This is a genomic window from Microbacterium ginsengisoli (genome assembly GCF_000956535.1).
Lineage (GTDB): Bacteria > Actinomycetota > Actinomycetes > Actinomycetales > Microbacteriaceae > Microbacterium > Microbacterium ginsengisoli.
Window position 1 is genome coordinate 1 of the sequence record NZ_JYIY01000077.1, and the last position, 19,593, is coordinate 19,593.

General features: G+C 70.5%; 19 protein-coding genes. 12 read left to right on the forward strand and 7 right to left on the reverse strand.

Annotated elements, in window-relative coordinates; all coding sequences use genetic code 11:
* The 3 genes from RR49_RS10410 to RR49_RS10420 form a co-directional block, all read right to left on the reverse strand.
* On the reverse strand, positions 1-318 hold a 318-nt coding region (locus RR49_RS10410; protein ID WP_045248030.1), incomplete at its 3' end, for a biotin/lipoyl-containing protein.
* Positions 319-371: 53 nt separating this feature from the next.
* Positions 372-1,745 (reverse strand): dihydrolipoyl dehydrogenase, encoded by a 1,374-nt coding sequence (lpdA, locus tag RR49_RS10415; RefSeq protein ID WP_045248031.1) that lies wholly within the window; start codon positions 1,743-1,745, stop codon positions 372-374.
* The gene (locus RR49_RS10420) at positions 1,742-3,199 is read right to left on the reverse strand and encodes a leucyl aminopeptidase (RefSeq protein ID WP_045248032.1); all 1,458 of its coding nucleotides are present in this window, start codon (positions 3,197-3,199) and stop codon (positions 1,742-1,744) included. Before RR49_RS10420 ends, lpdA begins: the two co-directional genes overlap by 4 nt.
* 70 nt (positions 3,200-3,269) lie before the next feature.
* On the opposite strand from RR49_RS10420, the gene RR49_RS10425 reads away from it, so the two are divergent.
* From RR49_RS10425 to RR49_RS10450, 6 genes are all read left to right on the forward strand, one after another.
* Entirely contained in the window at positions 3,270-4,199 is a 930-nt protein-coding gene (locus RR49_RS10425; protein ID WP_045248033.1) for a proteasome assembly chaperone family protein, read from the forward strand.
* A 181-nt stretch (positions 4,200-4,380) separates the two neighbouring features.
* Positions 4,381-5,781, forward strand: a complete 1,401-nt coding sequence (locus tag RR49_RS10430; RefSeq protein ID WP_045248034.1) for an RNA polymerase sigma factor — start codon at positions 4,381-4,383, stop codon at positions 5,779-5,781.
* A 7-nt stretch (positions 5,782-5,788) separates the two neighbouring features.
* On the forward strand, positions 5,789-7,084 hold the full coding sequence (locus RR49_RS10435) for a Mur ligase family protein (RefSeq protein ID WP_045248035.1): 1,296 nt from the start codon (positions 5,789-5,791) through the stop codon (positions 7,082-7,084).
* Complete coding sequence (locus RR49_RS10440) at positions 7,081-7,827, forward strand: type 1 glutamine amidotransferase (RefSeq protein ID WP_048808926.1); 747 nt, start codon at positions 7,081-7,083, stop codon at positions 7,825-7,827. The genes RR49_RS10435 and RR49_RS10440 overlap by 4 nt, the downstream gene beginning before the upstream one ends.
* Positions 7,828-7,830: 3 nt before the next feature.
* Positions 7,831-8,478, forward strand: a complete 648-nt coding sequence (locus tag RR49_RS10445; protein ID WP_045248036.1) for an alanine racemase — start codon at positions 7,831-7,833, stop codon at positions 8,476-8,478.
* Positions 8,475-9,527 carry an alanine racemase gene (locus tag RR49_RS10450; protein ID WP_045248037.1) on the forward strand — a complete coding sequence of 351 codons (1,053 nt, stop codon included), beginning with the start codon at positions 8,475-8,477 and terminating at the stop codon, positions 9,525-9,527. The genes RR49_RS10445 and RR49_RS10450 overlap by 4 nt, the downstream gene beginning before the upstream one ends.
* Here RR49_RS10450 and RR49_RS10455 read toward each other — a convergent pair.
* Positions 9,514-9,735, reverse strand: a complete 222-nt coding sequence (locus RR49_RS10455) for a DUF7455 domain-containing protein (protein ID WP_045248038.1) — start codon at positions 9,733-9,735, stop codon at positions 9,514-9,516. The genes RR49_RS10450 and RR49_RS10455 overlap by 14 nt on opposite strands.
* A gap of 180 nt (positions 9,736-9,915) precedes the next feature.
* Here RR49_RS10455 and RR49_RS10460 point away from each other — a divergent pair, with 180 nt between their 5' ends.
* Positions 9,916-11,994 (forward strand): DNA gyrase/topoisomerase IV subunit B, encoded by a 2,079-nt coding sequence (locus tag RR49_RS10460; protein WP_048808927.1) that lies wholly within the window; start codon positions 9,916-9,918, stop codon positions 11,992-11,994.
* 79 nt (positions 11,995-12,073) lie between these two features.
* Here RR49_RS10460 and RR49_RS10465 read toward each other — a convergent pair whose 3' ends face one another.
* Complete coding sequence (locus RR49_RS10465) at positions 12,074-14,524, reverse strand: DNA gyrase/topoisomerase IV subunit A (protein ID WP_045248039.1); 2,451 nt, start codon at positions 14,522-14,524, stop codon at positions 12,074-12,076.
* A gap of 55 nt (positions 14,525-14,579) precedes the next feature.
* On the opposite strand from RR49_RS10465, the gene RR49_RS10470 reads away from it, so the two are divergent.
* Positions 14,580-15,695 (forward strand): alkaline phosphatase family protein, encoded by a 1,116-nt coding sequence (locus RR49_RS10470; RefSeq protein WP_045248040.1) that lies wholly within the window; start codon positions 14,580-14,582, stop codon positions 15,693-15,695.
* Positions 15,696-15,697: 2 nt separating this feature from the next.
* Here RR49_RS10470 and sepH read toward each other — a convergent pair whose 3' ends face one another.
* Positions 15,698-16,753, reverse strand: coding sequence for a septation protein SepH (gene sepH / locus RR49_RS10475; protein ID WP_045248041.1), 1,056 nt, complete (start codon positions 16,751-16,753; stop codon positions 15,698-15,700).
* 199 nt (positions 16,754-16,952) lie between these two features.
* On the opposite strand from sepH, the gene RR49_RS10480 reads away from it, so the two are divergent.
* Positions 16,953-17,246: a DUF4193 domain-containing protein gene (locus RR49_RS10480; protein WP_045248042.1), complete on the forward strand. Its 294-nt coding sequence runs from the start codon at positions 16,953-16,955 to the stop codon at positions 17,244-17,246.
* Here the strand turns inward: RR49_RS10480 and RR49_RS10485 are convergent.
* The gene (locus RR49_RS10485; protein ID WP_045248043.1) at positions 17,221-17,715 is read right to left on the reverse strand and encodes a DUF3093 family protein; all 495 of its coding nucleotides are present in this window, start codon (positions 17,713-17,715) and stop codon (positions 17,221-17,223) included. The two genes, RR49_RS10480 and RR49_RS10485, sit on opposite strands and share 26 nt — an antisense overlap.
* Positions 17,716-17,727: 12 nt before the next feature.
* Here RR49_RS10485 and dut point away from each other — a divergent pair, with 12 nt between their 5' ends.
* The 3 genes from dut to RR49_RS10500 are packed head-to-tail and all read left to right on the forward strand — an operon-like array spanning position 17,728 to position 19,537.
* The gene (gene dut, locus RR49_RS10490; RefSeq protein ID WP_045248044.1) at positions 17,728-18,183 is read left to right on the forward strand and encodes a dUTP diphosphatase; all 456 of its coding nucleotides are present in this window, start codon (positions 17,728-17,730) and stop codon (positions 18,181-18,183) included.
* Positions 18,180-18,773 (forward strand): DUF3710 domain-containing protein, encoded by a 594-nt coding sequence (locus tag RR49_RS10495; protein WP_045248045.1) that lies wholly within the window; start codon positions 18,180-18,182, stop codon positions 18,771-18,773. Before dut ends, RR49_RS10495 begins: the two co-directional genes overlap by 4 nt.
* Positions 18,770-19,537, forward strand: a complete 768-nt coding sequence (locus tag RR49_RS10500) for a DUF3159 domain-containing protein (protein ID WP_045248046.1) — start codon at positions 18,770-18,772, stop codon at positions 19,535-19,537. Before RR49_RS10495 ends, RR49_RS10500 begins: the two co-directional genes overlap by 4 nt.
* The last annotated feature ends 56 nt before the right edge of the window (positions 19,538-19,593 follow it).

The window sequence follows — 19,593 nt, forward strand, 5'->3', positions numbered from 1 at the left end:
GGTCTCCGCGACCGGCGCGGGGGCGGGCTCGGCAGCCGGAGCAGCGGCCTCGGGAGCGGGCGCCGCGGCGGGAGCCGCCGAACCGTCGCCGATCTTCGCGAGGACCGCACCGACCTCGATCGTGTCGTCCTCCTGAACGAGGATCTCCTCGATCACACCGGCGACGGGCGAGGGGATCTCGGTGTCGACCTTGTCGGTCGAGATCTCCACGAGACCCTCATCGACGGCCACCGTGTCCCCTACTTGCTTGAGCCAGCGGGTGACCGTTCCCTCGGTCACGCTCTCGCCGAGAGCGGGGAGGACCACGGAAGTGCTCATGGGTGTTGCTCCTTCACGAATGCGGTGTGGTGTCTAGCTTAGTGACGCGTCGCTCACGCGACGTGCAGGGGCGAGCCCGCGAGCGCGAGGAACGCCTCGCCGAGAGCCTCGCCCTGAGTGGGGTGTGCGTGCACGAACGGCGCGATGTCCTCGGGGTGGGCCTCCCAGCCCACGACGAGCTGCGCCTCGGTGATGAGTTCGCCGACCCGATCGCCGACGAGATGGACTCCCACGACCGGCCCGTTCACGCGACGGACGACCTTCGCGACGCCGGACGTGCCGAGGATGGTGCTCTTGGCGTTGCCCGCCAGGTTGTACTCGACGGTGGCGATCGCCTCTGCACCCCAGGTCTCCTTCGCCCGCTCCTCGGTGAGACCGACCGACGCGACCTCCGGGTGCGTGTAGATCACGCGGGGGATCGAGGCATCCGGGATCTGCGGCACCGTGCGTCCGTGGATGCGCTCCGCCACGGCGAGCCCGTGCTGGAACCCGCGGTGGGCGAGCTGCAGCCCGGCGACGACGTCACCCGCCGCCCACACGCCCGGCACCGTGGTGCGCAGCTGGTCGTCGACGACGACGAACCCGCGCTCGAGCGCGACGCCGGCCTGCTCGAGTCCGAGGTCCGCGGTGTGCGGCGCGCGCCCGACAGCGACGAGCACGACGTCACCCTCGAGCACAGTGCCGTCCTCGAGCGTCACGGATGCCGCGTCCGCCGTCTCGGCGACGGTCGCGACGCGTACACCGAGGCGGGTTTGGATGCCCCGACGGCGGAAGGCCCGCTCCAACTGGGCGACAGAGGAGGCGTCCTCGGCGGCGACGAGGTGGTCGAGGGCTTCCACGATCGTGACCTCGGCGCCCAGGCTCCGCCAGGCGCTCGCGAACTCCACACCGATGACGCCGCCGCCGAGCACGATCGCCCGCGCCGGCACGACGTCCGACGACAGTGCGGTCTCGCTGGTCCACACGCGCGGGCCGGGTTCGATGCCCGGCAGCAGACGGGTATGCGATCCCGTCGCGATGACGACATGGGACGCTGCGTACGTGTCGTCGCCGACGGTGACGACGCGGTCGGGCCCGAGCACGCCGTACCCGGCGACGACGGTGATGCCGTGACCCGCGATGAGGCCCTGCAGACCCTTGTGCTTGCCGGCGACGATCTTGTCGCGGAACGCGCGCGCGGCGGAGCCGTCGACGACGACCTCGCCGACCGAGACGCCCGCGGTCGACGCCGCATGTGCGACATCCGCGACCTCGGCCGTGTGCAGCAGCGCCTTCGTCGGCACGCAGCCGCGGTGAAGGCAGGTGCCGCCGAGCTTGTCGGCCTCGACGATGACGACCGACGAGCCGAGCTCGCGGGCACGGATCGCCGCCGCGTAACCGGCGCTGCCGCCGCCGATGACGACGACGTCGACGGTGTGCGCGCTCATGCGCGGGTGCCGATCAGCTCGATGAGGCTCCGCACCGTCGCGGCGGTAGGGCCCTTGTCGGTGAAGCCGTATCCGCCGCCCTTGTTCATGCCGACACCGGCGATGTCGAGGTGCACCCAGGGAATGCGAGGGGCGTCGTCGGCATCCGAGAGACGTCCGACGAAGCGGCGGAGGAAGAGGCCCGCGAACAGCGACCCGCCCGCCGGGTCGCCGATCTTCGCGTTCACGAGGTCGGCGATCGGGGAGTCGAGCTCGTCCTCCATGTGGTCGGGGAGCGGCAGCGGCCAGGCCAGCTCGGAGACCCGCTCTGCGGCGGCGAGATAGGCCGCAACGGCGCCCTCCTCACCCATGACGCCGGTGTGGCGGGTGCCGAGTGCGGTGGTGATCGCCCCGGTGAGAGTCGCGACGTCGACGATCAGGTCGGGGTTCTCGCGGCTCGCCGCGACGAGGCCGTCCGCGAGCACGAGGCGACCCTCGGCATCGGTGTTCAGCACCTCGACGGTCTGGCCGTCGGCGATGCGCAGAACGTCGCCCGGACGCGTGGCGCTGCCCGAGGGCATGTTGTCGGCGATGCAGAGCCACGCGGTCACGCGCACCGGAACCGCGAGGCGCGCGGCCGCACGGGCCACGGCGAGCACTGTCGCGGCTCCGCACATGTCGTACTTCATGCCGACCATGGACCCGGCAGGCTTCAGCGAGAGACCGCCGGTGTCGAAGGTGATGCCCTTGCCGACGAGGGCGACGTGCCCCGTCGCGTCGGCGGGGGAGTAGTCCACCCTCACGAGGCGCGGCGGGCGCACCGAGCCCTGTCCGACGCCGAGGATGCCGCCGAAGCCGCCCGCCCGCAGTGCGTCCTCGTCCCAGACGGTCACCTCGACGGGGAGCCCCTCGACGGCGGCGCGCGCCGCGTCGGCGAGATCGGCGGGGCCGAGCCACTCGGCCGGCGTCGTGACGAGGTCCTTGACGAGAGCGGATGCCTCGCCCACCGCCGCGGCGAAGGCGGCATCGTCATCCGTGCCCGGGGCCGCGATGAGCACACGGTTCGCGCGGACTCGCCCCGGCGCGTTCTTCTTGTAGCCGTCGAAGCGGTATCCCCCGAGGGTCGCGCCTTCGGCGATCGCGCGGGCGTGCGCGGCGGTGCCGCCGAGAGGCACGATCGCGACCGTCTCGAATCCGGTGAGGGTGCGAATGCCGGCGCCGGCCGCGAAACGGGATGCCGCGGCATCCGCGCCGTCGCCGACCGCGACGACCGCGGCGGGGAGCGAGACGAGTTCCGGCACGCTCACCCGGGTGACGGCGCCTGCGCTGCGCGAGGCGCCGACCGCGTCGGCCGCGGCGCGCACAGACGTGCTCGCATCGTCGGCGGGATCACCCCAGGGAAGGAGGAACAGCACCGCGTCCGCGGCGATCTCGGTGGTCGGCTGGTCGGTGAACTCGAGAACGGGGTACGGCATGACTTCATCCTAGGTACGCCCAGGGCGAAGCGTCCGGCCCACCCCCTCGTCCGGCTCCTAGCATGGAGTCATGCCCTTCGACGCTCCTCTGTACGACGCCGCGGACGACGCGCCGGAGGTGCCGCACGGCCTTCCGCTCGTGATCGCGTTCACCGGTTTCACCGATGCGGGATCGGCGGCATCGCAGGTCATCGACCACCTGCGCGAGGCGGGGGACCTGCAGACAGTGCTGCGCTTCGAGAACGACGTGCTGCTCGACTATCGCGCCCGCAGGCCGATCGTCGTGTTCGACGAGGACCACCTGTCCGACTACCGTCCGCCGCGGCTCGAACTGTCGCTCGGACGCGACACCCTCGGACAGCGGTTCCTGCTGCTGTCGGGATACGAACCGGACTTCGCCTGGGAGGCTTTCGCGTCCTCCGTCACCGAGGCTGCGCACGCCCTCGGCGTCTCGGGCGTGACCTGGGTGCACGCGATCCCCATGCCCGTGCCGCACACGCGGCCCCTCGGCGCGACCGTGTCGGGCACCCGACCAGACCTGACGGCGGCGCATTCGGTGTGGAAGCCCCGCACGCAGGTACCCGCCACCATCGGGCACCTGCTCGAGTACCGCTTCGCCGAGGCGGGAGCGAAGATCGCGGGGTTCGTGCTGCTCGTACCTCACTACCTCGGCGACGCCGAGTACCCCGCCACCGCCATCGCCGCCTTCGACAGCATCACGCTCGCCACAGGTCTCGTGTTCGACGTCGAGTCCCTCCGGCAGGAGAACGAGGCGTTCGTCGCGAAGGTCGCCGAGCAGATCGAGCAGAGTGACGAGCTCGGCACCATGCTGTCAGGCCTCGAGGAGCGCTACGACGCCTATATGGCGGGAGCGACGCAGGCCACTCCGCTGATCCACCAGGGCGATCTGCCGAGCGCCGACGAGCTCGCCGCCGAGCTCGAGCGCTTCCTCGCGTCACGCCCGGGCGACGACGACCGGCGCGCCGGCCCGTTCTCTTGAGCGGGGAATGCGCCTGAGCGCACCGATGTTGCCACAGGGAAGACCGCGAGGCGAGGACGCCGACGCGGGTATGAGACAATGAGGGACCGACCCGTTGTCGATCCGGTTGCGAACAGCACTGGACTTGACAAGGGTCTTACCTCTGTCCGAGGGAGGGAACGCCCTCGGTGAAAGGCGAAACGTGACTCCAGCCACCAAGACCGGAACCCGATCGCGCGCGACCACGAAGGCTGCGGACGCCGCCGACGAGACGGCCGTCGTCGACGAGACGGATGCCGCGGCGACGGAGCCCGCGACGAAGACCCGCGCGACGGCGAAGCCCGCAGCAAAGAAGGCCGCGCCCGCCAAGAAGGCGCCTGCGAAGAAGTCGACCGCGAAGCCGAAGGACGACGAGTTCGACGAGGACGAGGACGAGGACGACGTCGAGATCGACGAGGAGCTCGACGACTCCGCCGATGACGGCGACGAGTCGGACGACAGCGACGGCGACGACACGCCCACGGCGAAGAAGAAGACGGATGCCGCGGCATCCGACGACGCCGACGACGATGCGGAAGACGACGACGAAAAGAAGCCCGCGTTCAGCGAGCCGCTTCCGACGGGCGCGATCGTCATCTCGTCGAGCGACGAGGACGACGTCCCGGTCTACTCGACGCAGATCACCGGTGCGACCGCCGACCCGGTCAAGGACTACCTGAAGCAGATCGGCAAGGTGCCGCTGCTGAACGCGGCCGAAGAGGTCGAGCTCGCGATGCGCATCGAGGCGGGTCTGTTCGCCGAGGAGAAGCTCTCGGGCATGTCGGCCGCCGACAAGGCCGGCCAGACGGGCCTCGACCTGCAGTGGGTCGCCCGTGACGGTCAGCGCGCGAAGAGCCACCTGTTGGGCGCGAACCTGCGTCTGGTCGTGTCGCTCGCGAAGCGCTACACCGGGCGCGGCATGCAGTTCCTGGACCTCATCCAGGAGGGCAATCTGGGCCTCATCCGCGCCGTCGAGAAGTTCGACTACACCAAGGGCTTCAAGTTCTCGACGTATGCGACGTGGTGGATCCGTCAGGCGATCACCCGCGCGATGGCCGATCAGGCGCGCACGATCCGCATCCCCGTGCACATGGTCGAGGTCATCAACAAGCTCGCCCGCGTGCAGCGGCAGATGCTGCAGGACCTCGGTCGCGAACCCACGCCCGAGGAGCTGAGCCGCGAGCTCGACATGACCCCCGAGAAGGTCATCGAGGTGCAGAAGTACGGCCGTGAGCCGATCTCGCTGCACACGCCGCTCGGTGAGGACGGCGACAGCGAGTTCGGCGATCTGATCGAGGACACCGAGGCGGTGGTCCCGGCCGACGCGGTGGGCTTCACCATGCTGCAGCGTCAGCTCGAGTCGCTCCTCGACTCGCTCAGCGAGCGCGAGGCGGGCGTGATCCGCATGCGGTTCGGTCTCGGCGACGGCCAGCCGAAGACCCTCGACCAGATCGGCGACACGTTCGGCGTCACGCGCGAGCGCATCCGTCAGATCGAGTCGAAGACGATGGCGAAGCTGCGTCATCCGTCGCGGTCGCAGTCGCTGCGCGACTACCTCGAGTGAGCCCCGCATGACGTTCCGCGCGAAGTACGTCCCCGCGGTCGCCGTCGGCAAGCTCGCCCGATTCGCCACGCGCCTGCGCGGCGGCGGATCGGCGTTCCCGGGGTACGTCGCCAACCGGCTCGCACCCACGCTGCTGTCGAGCATCGCTGCGCAGTTCCCGGCGGGCGTCGTGTTCGTGCTGGGGTCGAACGGCAAGACCACGACGACGCACATGATCAGTGAGGTGTTGCGGGCGCACGGTCTGCGGGTGTTCACGAACCCCACCGGTGCGAACCTGCCGCAGGGCGTCACGAGCGCGTTCCTCGCGGATGCGACCCTGTTCGGTCGAGTGCGGGCTGATGTCGCGGTGCTGGAGGTCGACGAGGGCTATGCGGCCGACCTTGCCGACATCCTCTCGCCGCGGGTGATCGTTGCGCTGAACGTGCAGGTCGACCAGCTGTACCGGTTCTACGAGACCGAGCGGGTCGCCGACATGATGCTGGATGCCACGACCCGCGCCAGCGTGCGCGTGGTGACCAACCGCGACGACCCGTACCTCAGCAAGATCGATCCGTCGACGCTGCGCGCGCCGGTGTCGTTCTTCGGCGCCTCGGATGAGGTCGTCGCCGCGTCGGCTCACGGCCTGAACAACGCCGCCGACACTCGAAGCGGAACCGCGCAGGCGATCCGCCATGAGGCGGAGAGCGAGGTCACCGCGGTCTCCGGACGCGAGGTGGAGATCTCCCTCGAGGGGCGGAGCATCCCGGTCCGCCTTCCCGCGCGCGGCCTGCACTACGCGGTCGATGCGGCGGCGGCGGTCAGCGCCGCCCGTCACGTGCTCGGCGACGCCTTCCGGCCCGAGGCCGCGCAGGCCGGCTTCGCCGCGATGGCCCCGGCCTACGGACGCGGCGAGGTCATTCCGCTGCGTCGCGATCCGGCGGGCGAGCTGGTGGAGTTCGTGATGTTCAAGAACGGCCCGAGCCTGCAGCTGAACATCGACGCGCTCGACGGCACGCCCGAGCGGCTGCTGTTCGCGATCGACGAGGGCACGCCCGACATCTCCTGGCTCTACGACGTCGACCTCTCGGCCTTCGACCATGTCGATGTGATCACGGGGGAGAAGGCCCACCAGATCGCCACGCGCTTCGCCTACGCCGGAATCCCGATCGGGGTCGTCGAACCCGACCTCGAGAAGGCCGTCGAGATCATGCGGTCGTTCCCGGTGACGGCGTCCGGCCGTCAGAACTGGTTCGTCAACTACGAGCTCATGATGATCGGACGTCGCGTGCTCGGTCACGGAGACCAGGAGATCGCCCGCCGATGACTCTGCGCCTCGTCCAGCTCTATCCGACCCTGCTCGGCATCTCCGGCGACGCCGGAAACGTCGAGGTGCTCGCGACCCGCGCGCGTCTCGCCGGGTTCGAGGTCGAGGTCGTCACCGTCGAACCCGGCGACACCGCGCCGGGCGAGGCCGACCTGATCGTCATCGGCAACGGACCCCTCTCCGCGATCCGCACCGTCGAATCCGACCTTCGTGCCCGCGCCGGCTGGCTGCGCACCGCGGTCGAGAACGGATGCCCCGTGCTCGCCGTCGGCGGCGGTGCGGAGCTGCTCGCCGAGCAGATCACCCTCACGGACGGCTCCCGTCTCGACGGGCTCGGCCTCGTTCCGGCGCGGGTCGCCCGCACGCGAGAGCGTCGTGTCGGCTACGTCGTCGCTGACACGGCCGACGGACGGCTCGTCGGCTTCGAGGACCATGCCTCGCTGTGGTCGCTCGATGACCCCGCCCTCGCGTACGGAACGGTGCTCGCGGGCAGCGGCGGCGTCGACGGCGGCCACGAGACCGTGCGCGCCGGCAGCGTCGTCGCAACGAACCTGCAGGGCCCGGTGCTTCCGCTGAACCCCTGGCTCGCCGACCTGCTGCTCACCGCAGCGACAGCCCGTCGCGCTCTCACGTACTCGACCGGCGACGCGCACGCCGCGATCGACGCCCACGCCGACGCCGCCCGTGCCGAGATCGAGCGCCTGGCCTCCGGCAAGCGGTTCACGGCCATCCAGCTGCGATAGGCCATGACCCACGATGCTGCTCCCGTCGCCCGCATCAGCGTGGCGGCGATCGTCGCGAACGTCCGAGGGGCCGCGGCGTCCGCCCCGCTCGTCGATCTTCGCCACGACGCCTACGGCCACGGGGTCGACGCCGTCGCGACCGCACTGCTGTCCGAGACCGACGCGACCCTGCTCGTCGATGACGCGACGACCTTCGGCGACCGCGTGGTGCGCGCGGGGGAGCCGGCGGTGAGCCCGGCGGTGACCTACGGCTGGGTCGACGGCGTGCCGGCGATGACGCTCGTCGGCACCGTTCTCAGCACGAAGCGACTGCTGACCGGTGAAGGCGTGTCCTACGGCTACCGATTCCGCGCCCCCGCGGACACGCGCGTCGCTCTGGTGACGGGCGGCTACGCACAGGGAGTCGTGCGCAGTGCGGGAGGTGCGGCATCCGTGTCCCTCGGCCATGCGCGGCGCCCGATCGTGGGGCGCGTCGCCATGGATGTCTGCGTCATCGACATCGGCGACGCCGACATCGCGCGCGGCGATGAGGCGGTGTTCTTCGGTCGCGGCGGCGACACCGTGGCGCACTGGGCAGCGGTCACGGCACTCCGGCCGTCGGAGATCGTCACCGCCGTGGGACTCCACACCCGGCGCGAGGCGGTGTCATGACCGCCGTGCTGCGGGTCTCCCGCACGGCGCTTCGGGGCAACCTCGCGTCGCTGCGCGCGCGCGTCGCTCCGGCCGAGCTGATGCTCGTCGTGAAGGACGACGCCTACGGACACGGTCTCGCGAACGTCATCCCGACGGCCCTCGCGGCCGGCATCACCTGGATCGGGGCGTTCGACCTGCCGACCGCCCTCCGCGTGCGTGCCCTCGCAGGCGACGAGGTGCGCGTCTTCGCGTGGATGGTCGCGGGCGACGAGTCCCTGCGCGCCGCACTCGACGCCGGGATCGACCTCGGCGTCGGAGACCCGGCACTGCTCGACGAAGTGGTGCGCCTCGCCGCCGCGCGCGGCGTGACAGCGCGCGTGCACCTGAAGATCGACACGGGCCTGCACCGCAACGGCATCCGACCGGAGCAGTGGCCCGATGCCGTCGCCCGCACGGCCGCGGCCCAGACGACCGGGGCGCTGAGCCTCGAGGGCGTGTGGAGCCATCTCGCCGAGGCATCCGACGACGAGGACGACGCGGCCCGCGCCCTCTTCGAGCAGGCCCTCGCCACCGTCCGCGAGGCCGGACTGCCGCGACCGCGCGCCCACCTCGCGGCCAGCGCCGCGGCATCCCTGCGACCCGAGTTCCGCTACGACATGGTGCGCATCGGCGCGTTCAGCTATGGGATCCGCCCCGCCGGCGGACCCGGCGAGGACGACCTCGGCATCGCGCCGGTGGGCGCACTCGAGGCCGAGGTCGTCGAGGTGAGGGACAGCACCGCGGTGCTCGGGATCGGCGCCCTCGACGGGCTTCCTTCACGCCTCGGCGGCCGAGTGAGAGCGCTGAGCCCGGCGGGGATGGTCGCTCTCGACCACGTGGACGATCTCACGACCTCGGTCGCGGCATGGCCCGGCGCGTCCGTCGGTCAAACGGTGCGCCTCTACGGCACGGGGGCGCTCAGCGCCACCGACCTGGCGGAAGCGATCGACACGATCGGCGAGGAGATCGCGGTGCGGCTGTCGCCCCTCATCGAGCGTCGCGCCGAGGACGACGTCAGGACTCGATGAGGCGAGCGGTCTCGTCGTGCCACGAGGTGGCGACGGAGCGGAGCTTGGCCTCGTACTTGCGGCCGTGGTGGGCGCAGAACAGGAGCTGCGTGCCGTTCACCTCGGCGGCGATGTAGGCCTGAGCGCCGCAGGAGTCGCAGCGGTCGACGGCGGTGAGACGGTAGTCGAGAACGGCATTGCCCTCGGTGGGGGTCGACGTGTAGGTCATGATGACTGCCTCCTCGATGCGTCTGCCCGACGCCCGGTGGCGCCGAAGTCCTCACATACAAGCACGCCGATGTTTCGGGTATGCCGCGAACGCGTCACATTTCGCTCAACGCGTACGGCGGCCCCCGTACCCCGTGTCTGTGCCAGGCGACGTCGGTACCCGCGCATACGCTTGGAGATTGTGACCGCCGAGTACTCCGCCCACCACCTCCAGGTCCTCGAGGGACTCGAGGCCGTGCGCAAGCGTCCCGGCATGTACATCGGCTCTACCGACTCCCGCGGACTCATGCACTGCCTGTGGGAGATCATCGACAACGCGGTCGACGAAGCGCTCGGCGGGTTCGGCGAACGCATCGACGTCACCCTGCGTCCCGACGGGAGCGTCGAGGTCGGCGACCGTGCCCGCGGCATCCCGGTCGACATCGAACCGCGCACCGGGCTCACGGGCGTCGAGGTCGTGTTCACGAAGCTGCACGCCGGCGGCAAGTTCGGCGGCGGGTCCTACGCGGCATCCGGTGGTCTGCACGGTGTGGGCGCCTCGGTCGTCAACGCGCTGTCGGAGCGCCTCGACGTGGAGGTCGACCGCGACGGCAAGACGTACGCGCTGTCGTTCCGTCGGGGCGAGCCCGGCGTCTTCGCCGACAGCGGTGAACCGCGACCCGACGCCCCCTTCACCCCGTACGACGAGCGCAGCGAGCTGCGGGTCATCGGCAAGGTCGCGAAAGGCGTGACCGGCACGCGGGTGCGCTACTGGGCCGACCGTCAGATCTTCACCCGCGATGCGACGTTCCACCTCGACGAGCTCGAGCAGCGGGCGCGGCAGACCGCGTTCCTCGTCCCGGGGCTCCACATCGCGATCGGCGATGCCCGCGGTGAGACACCGGTCACCACCGACTTCCACTTCGACGGGGGCATCTCCGAGTTCGCCGACTTCCTCGCGCCCGACAGCGGCGTGACCGACACGTGGCGCCTGACCGGTACCGGCGACTTCACCGAGACCGTACCCGTGCTGCAGGCATCGGGCGCGATGGTTCCCACCGAGGTGACGCGCACGTGCGAGGTCGACATCGCGCTGCGGTGGGGCACCGGATACGAGACGGTCAGCCGTTCGTTCGTGAACATCATCGCCACGCCCAAAGGCGGCACCCACCAACAGGGCTTCGAGCAGGGCCTCATGAAGGTGCTGCGCACCCAGGTCGAGCAGAACGCCCGCCGACTGAAGGTCGGCACCGACAAGATCGAGAAGGACGACATCCTCGCGGGCCTCACCGCGGTGCTCACCGTCCGTCTTCCCGAGCCCCAGTTCGAGGGCCAGACGAAGGAGGTGCTGGGCACGCCCGCGGTGCGCCAGATCGTCACCTCCGTGGTCTCACGCTCCCTCGGCGAGCGGTTCTCGTCGACCAAGCGCGACGACAAAGCCCAGACCGCGCTTCTGCTCGACAAGGTGGTCGCCGAGATGAAGGCGCGCATCTCCGCGCGCGCCCACAAGGAGACCCAGCGCCGCAAGAACGCGCTCGAGTCGTCGTCGCTGCCCGCGAAGCTCGTCGACTGCCGCACGAACGACGTCGCCGCCTCCGAACTGTTCATCGTCGAGGGCAACTCGGCCCTCGGCACCGCGAAGGAGGCGCGCACCAGCGAGTACCAGGCACTGCTTCCCATCCGCGGGAAGATCCTGAACACGCAGAAGGCATCGATCAGCGACATGCTCTCGAACGCCGAGTGCGCTTCGATCATCCAGGTGATCGGCGCGGGCTCCGGACGCTCGTTCGATCTCGAGCAGGCGCGCTATGGCAAGGTCATCCTCATGAGCGACGCCGACGTCGACGGCGCGCACATCCGCACGCTGCTGCTCACCCTGTTCTTCCGCTACATGCGTCCGCTCGTCGAGGCGGGCCGCGTCTACGCCGCTGTTCCTCCGCTGCATCGGGTGATCGTCGTGAACCCCGGCTCGAAGCCGAACGAGACGATCTACACCTACTCCGAGCAGGAGCTGCACGCCCTGCTCGCGAAGCTGCAGAAGGCGGGTCGCCGCTGGCAGGAGCCCATCCAGCGCTACAAGGGTCTCGGCGAGATGGATGCCGAGCAGCTCGCGACCACCACGATGGACCGGGCCGGGCGCACCCTGCGTCGGGTGACCTTCTCCGACGCGGAGGCCGCGGCCACCGTGTTCGAGCTGCTCATGGGCAACGAGGTCGCACCGCGCCGCGAGTTCATCGTGACCTCGAGCGACCGACTGGCGCGCGACCGCATCGACGCCTGACCGGCGACACGCTCGGAGTCTCGCCGCCGGCACGTCTTACGGCCGCCCGAATCACGAGTGGATGCCGCACCTCGGCCGGCTACGCGAGGGCGGTGCCGACGGCGCCGATGACGGCATCGATCGTCTGGCCCGAGGCATCCCGTTTCGCCCCGGAGGCCGGCAGCGCCCGCGTCGAGCCGTCCGCACCCACGGCGCGCGGCTCGACGCCGACCCAGGCGAGCGTCAGGGCGTCCTCGCCACGCAGGAACCGCTGCGCGCGAACACCGCCGGTGGCGCGACCCTTGGGCGGGAACTCCGCGAACGCCGACACCTTGCCGCTGCCCGCGTCTGCCCCGGCCAGCACGGAGGAGCTTCCCGCGACGGTCACAACCTCGGCGGCGTCCGGATCGGTCACGACGGCCACGTGGATGACCTCGGCGCCGTCGGACAGACGGATGCCCGCCATGCCACCCGCGGCGCGACCCTGTGGTCGCACGGCCGACGCCTCGAACCTCAGGAGCTGGGCGTCGCTCGCGACGAACACGATCTCGGCTTCGTCGGGCGCGACGGCCGCTCCGACGACCTCGTCGCCGGGTTTCAGAGCGATGATCTCGATGTCGTGCTTGCCCGGGGCGAGTTCGGTGGCCGACACACGCTTCACGACTCCCTGACGGGTGCCGAGCGCGATCGGCGGCTCCGCGACGAGAGGCACGAGGGCGACGACGTGCTCGCCCTTCTCCAGCGCCAGGTACTGGTCGACGCGGGTGCCGACGGCGAGCTGCACCGAGTTGGCGGGCACCGACGGAAGGTCGACGGGGGAGAGCCGCACGAGCCGCCCGCGCGTCGTCACCGCACCGATCTCGCCCCGCACCGTGGTCGTCACCACCGAGCGCACCGCGTCGTGCTTCGACCGGCGCGCAGGCGGCACGATCGCGCCGTCTTCGCCGAGCTCGGCGCGCACCATGCGGCCGGTGGCCGACAGGTAGACGCGGCACGGGTCGTCGGCGATCTCCAGGCTCGGCGCGGTCGCACGCGACGCGGTACGCGCGGTGACCGGAGAGCCGTTCATGAGCAGCGTGCGCCGCGGCGTGCCGTACTGCTCGGCGACGAGCTCGAGCTCGCTCGCCACCGCCGCGCGCAGCAGCACGTCACTGCCGAGCAGCTCCTCGAGGCTCGCGATCTCAGCCTTCAGCTCGTCGCGCTCCGACTCGAGCTCGATGCGCGAGAACCGTGTGAGCCGGCGCAGCCGCAGTTCGAGGATGTACTCCGCCTGCACCTCGGACAGGTCGAACACCGTCATCAGCCGCCCGCGCGCCGACTCCGAGTCATCCGAGGTGCGGATCACCTGGATGACCTCGTCGATGTCGAGGATCGCGATGAGCAAGCCCTCGACGAGGTGCAGCCGGTCCCGGCGCTTGGCAAGACGGTATTCGCTGCGCCGCGTGATGACGCGCAGGCGATGGTCGAGGTAGACCCGCAGCAGCGGCTTGAGGCCGAGCGTCTGCGGCTGGCCGTCGACGAGGGCCACGTTGTTGATGCCGAACGAGTCCTCGAGGGGCGTGAGCCGGTAGAGCTGCTCGAGCACAGCGGTCGGCTCGAAGCCGGTCTTGATGCCGATCACGATGCGCAGCGGGTGCTCACGGTCGGTTAGGTCGGTGACATCGGAGATGCCGGTCAGCTTCTTCGCGTTGACGGCGTCCTTGATCTTCTCGATGACGCGCTCAGGGCCGACCATGTACGGGAGTTCGGTGACGATGAGGCCGGTGCGGCGCGGGCCGAGCTGTTCGACCGTGACCTTGCCTCTCGTGCGGAACGTGCCGCGGCCGGTCGTGTAGGCGTCCTTGATGCCGTCGAGCCCGACGATGATCCCGCCCGACGGAAGGTCGGGGCCAGGGACGAACTCCATCAGCTCCTCAACGGATGCCTCGGGGTTCTCGAGCAGATGCACCGCGGCGGCCACGACCTCGATGAGGTTGTGGGGCGCCATGTTCGTCGCCATGCCGACGGCAATGCCTGCGGCGCCGTTGACGAGGAGGTTCGGGAAGGCAGCCGGCAGCACTTCGGGCTGTTGGAACTGCCCGTCGTAGTTCGGCACGAAATCGACGACGTCCTCGTCGAGGTCGGCGGTGAGGGCGAGTGCCGACGGCGCGAGCCGCGCCTCCGTGTAGCGCGGGGCGGCGGGACCGTCGTCGAGGGAGCCGAAGTTGCCGTGACCGTCGACGAGCGGCACGCGCAGCGTGAAGGGCTGCGCGAGTCGCACGAGTGCGTCGTAGATCGGCGCGTCGCCGTGAGGGTGCAGCTTTCCCATGACCTCACCGACGACGCGGGCACTCTTGACGTGGCCTCGGTCGGGGCGCAGCCCCATGTCGGCCATCTGGAAGAGGATGCGGCGCTGCACGGGCTTCAGTCCGTCGCGCGCATCGGGGAGCGCCCGGGAGTAGATGACCGAATAGGCGTACTCCAGGAAGGAGCCTTGCATCTCGGTCGACAGGTCGACGTCGTCGATGCGCTCCTCTGAGGGCGGCGTGGAGGGGTTTCGGGTGCTGGCCATGACGTTCTGCCTCGTGTCGCGGGGCGGGGCGTGCGCGTGTGCGAGACTGACCCCGATGCGCTCCAGCCTACCGACCGACCCCGCCGGAGCCCGGAGCCTCACCGGCGTCGTGTCGAACGCGTTGCGGGCGATCCGCGGCGAGGAGGGCTGGTTCCGTCCGGCGCCGAGCGTGATCGTGCTCCTCGTCGACGGGCTCGGCGCGCTCAACCTGCGCCAGCGTGCGGGGCACGCTCGATTCCTCGCGGAAGCGATGGGCAAGAAGGATGTCGCACGGTCGGTCTTCCCGTCGACGACCGCGGCCGCTCTCGCCTCCCTCTGGACGGGAGTCACGCCGGGGGAGCACGGCATCCTCGGATACCGCGTGCGGGTGCCCGACACCGGCATCGTCGCCAACCAGCTCAATGGCTGGGAGCGCGGCGAGCTCGACACCGAATCCTGGCCGCTGGCGCGCTCGCTCACCACGACACTCCGTGGACGCGAGCGTCTCGTGGTCTGCTCGCGTCCGGAGTACGCGACATCCGGCTTCACGACCGCGGTGTTCCCGCACGGCATCCATCGCGACGCCGCCGACCTCGACGACCGCGTCGAGAAGGCGATCGAGGCCGCCGCCGTGCCCGGAACCCTCGTCTACCTCTACGCACCCGAACTCGACACCGCCGGTCACCGCGCCGGATGGGAGTCCGATGAGTGGGCGGCGGTGCTCGAACAGATCGACCGAGCCGCGAGGCGGCTGCACGCGGCATCCGATGCCGGCATCGTGGTCACCGCCGACCATGGCATGGTCGATGTGCCGGCGCACCGCCAGATCATCGTCGACGACGCGGCGCTGCGCGATGACGTGACGGATGTCGCAGGCGAGCCCCGCATGCTGCACCTTTACGCGCGCGAAGGGTCTGCCGCGCGACTGGTCGAGGCGTGGCGCACGGCAGAGGGGGAGCGAGCCTGGGTGCTGAGCCGCGACGAGGCGATCGACGCCGGACTCTTCGGTGCCCGCGTCGCTCCCGAGGCGGCGAAACGCATCGGAGACGTGATCGTCGCCGCGCGCAGCGGTGTCGCGTACTACGACGGGCGCACCGACGACATCAGCAGTCGCCGCATGGTCGGACAGCACGGATCACTCACCGAGCAGGAGCGCATCGTCCCGCTCATCGGGCTGGCCGCCTGGAGCTGAGGTCAGCTCTCGTCGGTGCGGGCGCCGAAGACGATCTCATCCCACGACGGCATCGAAGTGCGACCTTTGCGCCGCTGCGCGTCGCTCCCGCCGGGCGGGCTCGTCGGCAGTGCGGGCGTCTCCACGGGCGCCGGAGCCTCGTCGTACCCCGGCTCGACCGCGTCGAACAGGGCGACCGGTGCGGCCGCGCCGCGGGGGACCTCGGCGATGACATCGGGCGCGTCGGGCCGCTGGCCGCGACGACGACGCAGCGCCTCGAGGAGGTCGGCCGTCTCGGATGAGGTGACGGATGCCTCGGGCGCCCGCTTGATCGCCGCGTGCTGAACGGCGGGGCTCGACTGCGGTGGCGCGACAGGAGTGTGATCGAGCGGCTCGACCTCGTGCGCATCCTCCGGCTCGAGGTCCGGGAGTGCGCGAGGTCCGAATGCGCCGCTGTCGAACCGTGAATCGTCCTTGATGCCCGGGATCTCGAGCGCGCGCAACCGCGGAATCAGACCGTCGGGCAGAGACCCCTGACGTGAGAGCTGTGTCGCATCGGCGTTGATCGGGGAGAGCACGGAACGTTTCGGATCGAAACTCCAGCGCGCGTCCCGCTCGACCTCGGTGATCGAGAACGAGAGCTTCACCGTCCAGCCGCTGTCGTCCTTCCAGCTGGACCACCGCTCGCCCACGGCGTGCGCCTCCACCAGCTTCGCGCGGACCGCGTCGCCGAAGGTGGTCGGCGTGTCGGAGTCGAAGTCGCTCGTGAGCAGCACCGGAACGGAGAGCGCCTGCCCGACGACGAACTCGCGCTCTGCGAGCACCGGTGCCTCGAAACGCACCACATCGTCGACGGAGAGGCCGAGCACCGCGGCGGTCTCCTCGGCGGATAGCCCGGCACGGATCTGCGCCTGGATGTCGCGGGGGCTTGCCTTCGTGCGGGATCCGGCGCTGGAACGGTCGGCGCGACGCAACTGGGTTCGCAGCACCTCGTCCACCGGGACACCGAAGCGCTCACCCGTCTCCGTGGCGAGCACCAGCACATCATCCTCGACGCCGATGACTCTGAGCTTTTCCATGCGGGACACGCCTCCGATCTGCCGTGTTCCGCCATGGTTCCACACCGCGACCGGACCGCTCGGAATATCGCCCGCGTGGCGGGCGTTTCGACGATGCACGCCTCAGCGGAACGCATTTGCGTTTGTGTTCCGCGTCATGCAAACTATCGCCGCCGCGCGCCGCGCGGCACGCAGCATCTGGAAGTAGAGACACGGACGAATGGCCACGGATTACGACGCCCCGCGCAAGACCGACGACGACAGCGAGTCGATCGAGGCCCTCAAGGAGCGTGTGCCGGACAAGCTCTCCGGCTCGGGCGATTCCGAAGACACCGACAACCCGTCGGGCTTCGAGCTCCCGGGCGCGGACCTCTCCGACCTCGAGCTCGACGTCGTCGTGCTCCCGCCCCAGGAGGACGAGTTCACGTGCGTGAGCTGCTTCTTGGTGAAGCACCGCTCGCAGCTCGACCACGAAGAGGGCATCGGCCCTATCTGCGCGGAGTGCGCCGCGTGAGCTGAGCGGCCGCGACGGCGGCCGCGAGACGATCCGGCGTGCGGGACGCGATGACCCACGCCGGCGTCGGATCGTCCGGATCCACGACCGGGAACACGACCACGGCATCGATCCCGCCACGGAACAGGTGCCAGGCGTCACGGGGCAGACCCGGACCCCGCACGCGCCGCGCCTCTTCGCCGGTGAACACCACCGCATCGCCGAGATGAATGACGTCGATGCGAGCGCGCCCGGCGTGGAGCACGCCGTCGGCGACTCGAACGCTCGGCGACGCCGCGAGCAGCAGGGCGACGATGAGGCATCCGACGATCACGCCGACCGCGAGCGAGAACGTCGCGTCGATCGGCACGACCACGAGCGCCGCCATGGGTGCACAGACCGCGGAGGCGACGAGCGCCCACAGTGACGGCGAGAGCCGCTCACGGTACGAACCGGATGCGACGCTCCTCGAGAGCTGGGTGATCTGCATTAGCCTCTTTGCGTGACCGAAAGCGTTGACGTCCCCATTATCGCGCCGACGATCCCGCAGTACGCCCACCCGGGCGACGCAGGAGCGGATCTCGTCGCCGCGGAGGCGGTCATCCTCGGCCCGGGCGAGCGCGCCCTCGTCGGCACCGGTGTGCGCATCGCGCTGCCCGACGGGTACGCCGCGTTCGTCGTCCCGCGCAGCGGGCTGGCGGCGAAGCACGGCATCACCGTCGTGAATGCACCGGGCACGGTCGATGCGGGCTACCGCGGTGAGATCAAGGTCACCCTGTTGAACACCGACCTTCACGCGACGTACGAGGTCGCCGTCGGCGACCGCATCGCGCAGATCATCGTCCTGCCCGTTCCGCGTGCGCGCTTCGTGCCGGTCGACGAGCTGCCCGACAGTGTGCGCGGCGAAGGCGGATTCGGTTCGACGGGCTATCAGAGCACGGAAGGAGCTCCCTCGTGAGCGACATCGTCCCCTCCTTCGGCGACAAGTCCGCCCCCGAGACCCGCGCGGAGGCCGGGCCCTACGACGAGAGCGAGGCGAACCCGGTTCGCCCCTACATCGACCTCGGCGCGATCAAGGTGCTCCCGCGCGAAGGTCTGAACCTGCGCCTCGAGGTCGAGGAGCAGTCGAAGCAGATCGTCGCCGTGGGGCTGGACTACGCCGACTCGACCCTGCAGGTGCAGGCCTTCGCCGCCCCGCGCAGCGGTGGGCTCTGGGATGAGACCCGCGCCCAGCTGCTCGAGCAGGTGCGGCAGCAGGGCGGCCGGGCGGAAGAGCGTGAGGGCGCCCTCGGCACCGAGCTCCTCGCCGAGGTGCCCACCGCGGTCGACGGCGGCGCGCCGATCAAACGACTGGCCCGCTTCGTCGGAGTCGACGGCCCGCGCTGGTTCCTGCGCGGTGTCATCGGCGGCGCCGCGGCCAACGACCCGATCGCCGCCGAGCGGGTCGAGGATCTCTTCCGATCCCTCGTCATCGTGCGCGGCAGCCAGCCCATGCCGCCGCGCGACCTCATCCCGCTGAAGATGCCGGTCGCGCCGGGCGCCGCGTGAGCGTCGAACCCCCCGCCCCCGACGAGGCCCGTCCGTCCACGTCGGACGCACTGGCCCGCGCCCTCGGATCCGCCGCGCGCCGCGCCGGGCTCGATCCGTCCGCGCAGACCAGTGCCCGACACGTCGCGTGGGCGGCGATGGGCGGCTGGCGCGGCATCATCGAGTCCGTCCTTCCGAGCCTGGTCTTCGTGGTGCTGTTCACCGTCACCCTCGACAGCGGCACCGGCCGCGGCGACCTCCTTCTCTCCCTCGGCGCGTCGGTGGGGCTCGCGGCGGTGTTCTCGGTGGTGAGGCTCGTCCAGCGCTCGCCCGCGAGCGCCGCCCTGGGCGGACTCGTGGCGACGGCCGCCGCGGCCGCGCTCGCGCTCCTCACCGGGCGCGGTCAGGACAACTTCATCCTCGGCTTCGTCACGAACGGCGCCTACGGCCTCGCCCTCCTCGTCTCGGCGCTCGTCGGCTGGCCGCTGATCGGTCTGGCGGTCGGATGGCTCATGGGGGACGCCACGGGCTGGCGCCGCGATCGTCGAAAGCGCCGCGCGTTCGTCTGGATCACGCTGGCGTGGGCAACCCTCTTCGCCGTCCGCCTCGCCGTGCAACTGCCGTTCTACTTCGCCGGCGACGTCCCGGCGCTCGGCACCCTGAAGATCGCCATGGGACTTCCGCTGTTCGCGCCGCTGGTGGTGGTGACGTGGCTCGTGGCACGCGCCCTCTATCCGACCGCGCGGCGCGCCGCGGCATCCGATGCCGAATCAGGTCAGGAGTGATACTTTTATCTTGATATCAAGATAAATTCCGTCTTCCACCTGAGTTAGGCAAGCCT

What these genes read in the sequence shown, in the direction of transcription:
- RR49_RS10435 (WP_045248035.1), top strand. Translation starts at nt 5,789, where the DNA reads ATGACGTTCCGCGCGAAGTACGTCCCCGCGGTCGCCGTCGGCAAGCTC.
- RR49_RS10485 (WP_045248043.1), bottom strand. Translation starts at nt 17,715, where the DNA reads ATGCAGATCACCCAGCTCTCGAGGAGCGTCGCATCCGGTTCGTACCGT.
- RR49_RS10440 (WP_048808926.1), top strand. Translation starts at nt 7,081, where the DNA reads ATGACTCTGCGCCTCGTCCAGCTCTATCCGACCCTGCTCGGCATCTCC.
- RR49_RS10450 (WP_045248037.1), top strand. Translation starts at nt 8,475, where the DNA reads ATGACCGCCGTGCTGCGGGTCTCCCGCACGGCGCTTCGGGGCAACCTC.
- RR49_RS10455 (WP_045248038.1), bottom strand. Translation starts at nt 9,735, where the DNA reads ATGACCTACACGTCGACCCCCACCGAGGGCAATGCCGTTCTCGACTAC.
- sepH (WP_045248041.1), bottom strand. Translation starts at nt 16,753, where the DNA reads ATGGAAAAGCTCAGAGTCATCGGCGTCGAGGATGATGTGCTGGTGCTC.
- RR49_RS10465 (WP_045248039.1), bottom strand. Translation starts at nt 14,524, where the DNA reads ATGGCCAGCACCCGAAACCCCTCCACGCCGCCCTCAGAGGAGCGCATC.
- RR49_RS10420 (WP_045248032.1), bottom strand. Translation starts at nt 3,199, where the DNA reads ATGCCGTACCCCGTTCTCGAGTTCACCGACCAGCCGACCACCGAGATC.
- RR49_RS10470 (WP_045248040.1), top strand. Translation starts at nt 14,580, where the DNA reads ATGCGCTCCAGCCTACCGACCGACCCCGCCGGAGCCCGGAGCCTCACC.
- lpdA (WP_045248031.1), bottom strand. Translation starts at nt 1,745, where the DNA reads ATGAGCGCGCACACCGTCGACGTCGTCGTCATCGGCGGCGGCAGCGCC.
- RR49_RS10445 (WP_045248036.1), top strand. Translation starts at nt 7,831, where the DNA reads ATGACCCACGATGCTGCTCCCGTCGCCCGCATCAGCGTGGCGGCGATC.
- RR49_RS10480 (WP_045248042.1), top strand. Translation starts at nt 16,953, where the DNA reads ATGGCCACGGATTACGACGCCCCGCGCAAGACCGACGACGACAGCGAG.
- RR49_RS10425 (WP_045248033.1), top strand. Translation starts at nt 3,270, where the DNA reads ATGCCCTTCGACGCTCCTCTGTACGACGCCGCGGACGACGCGCCGGAG.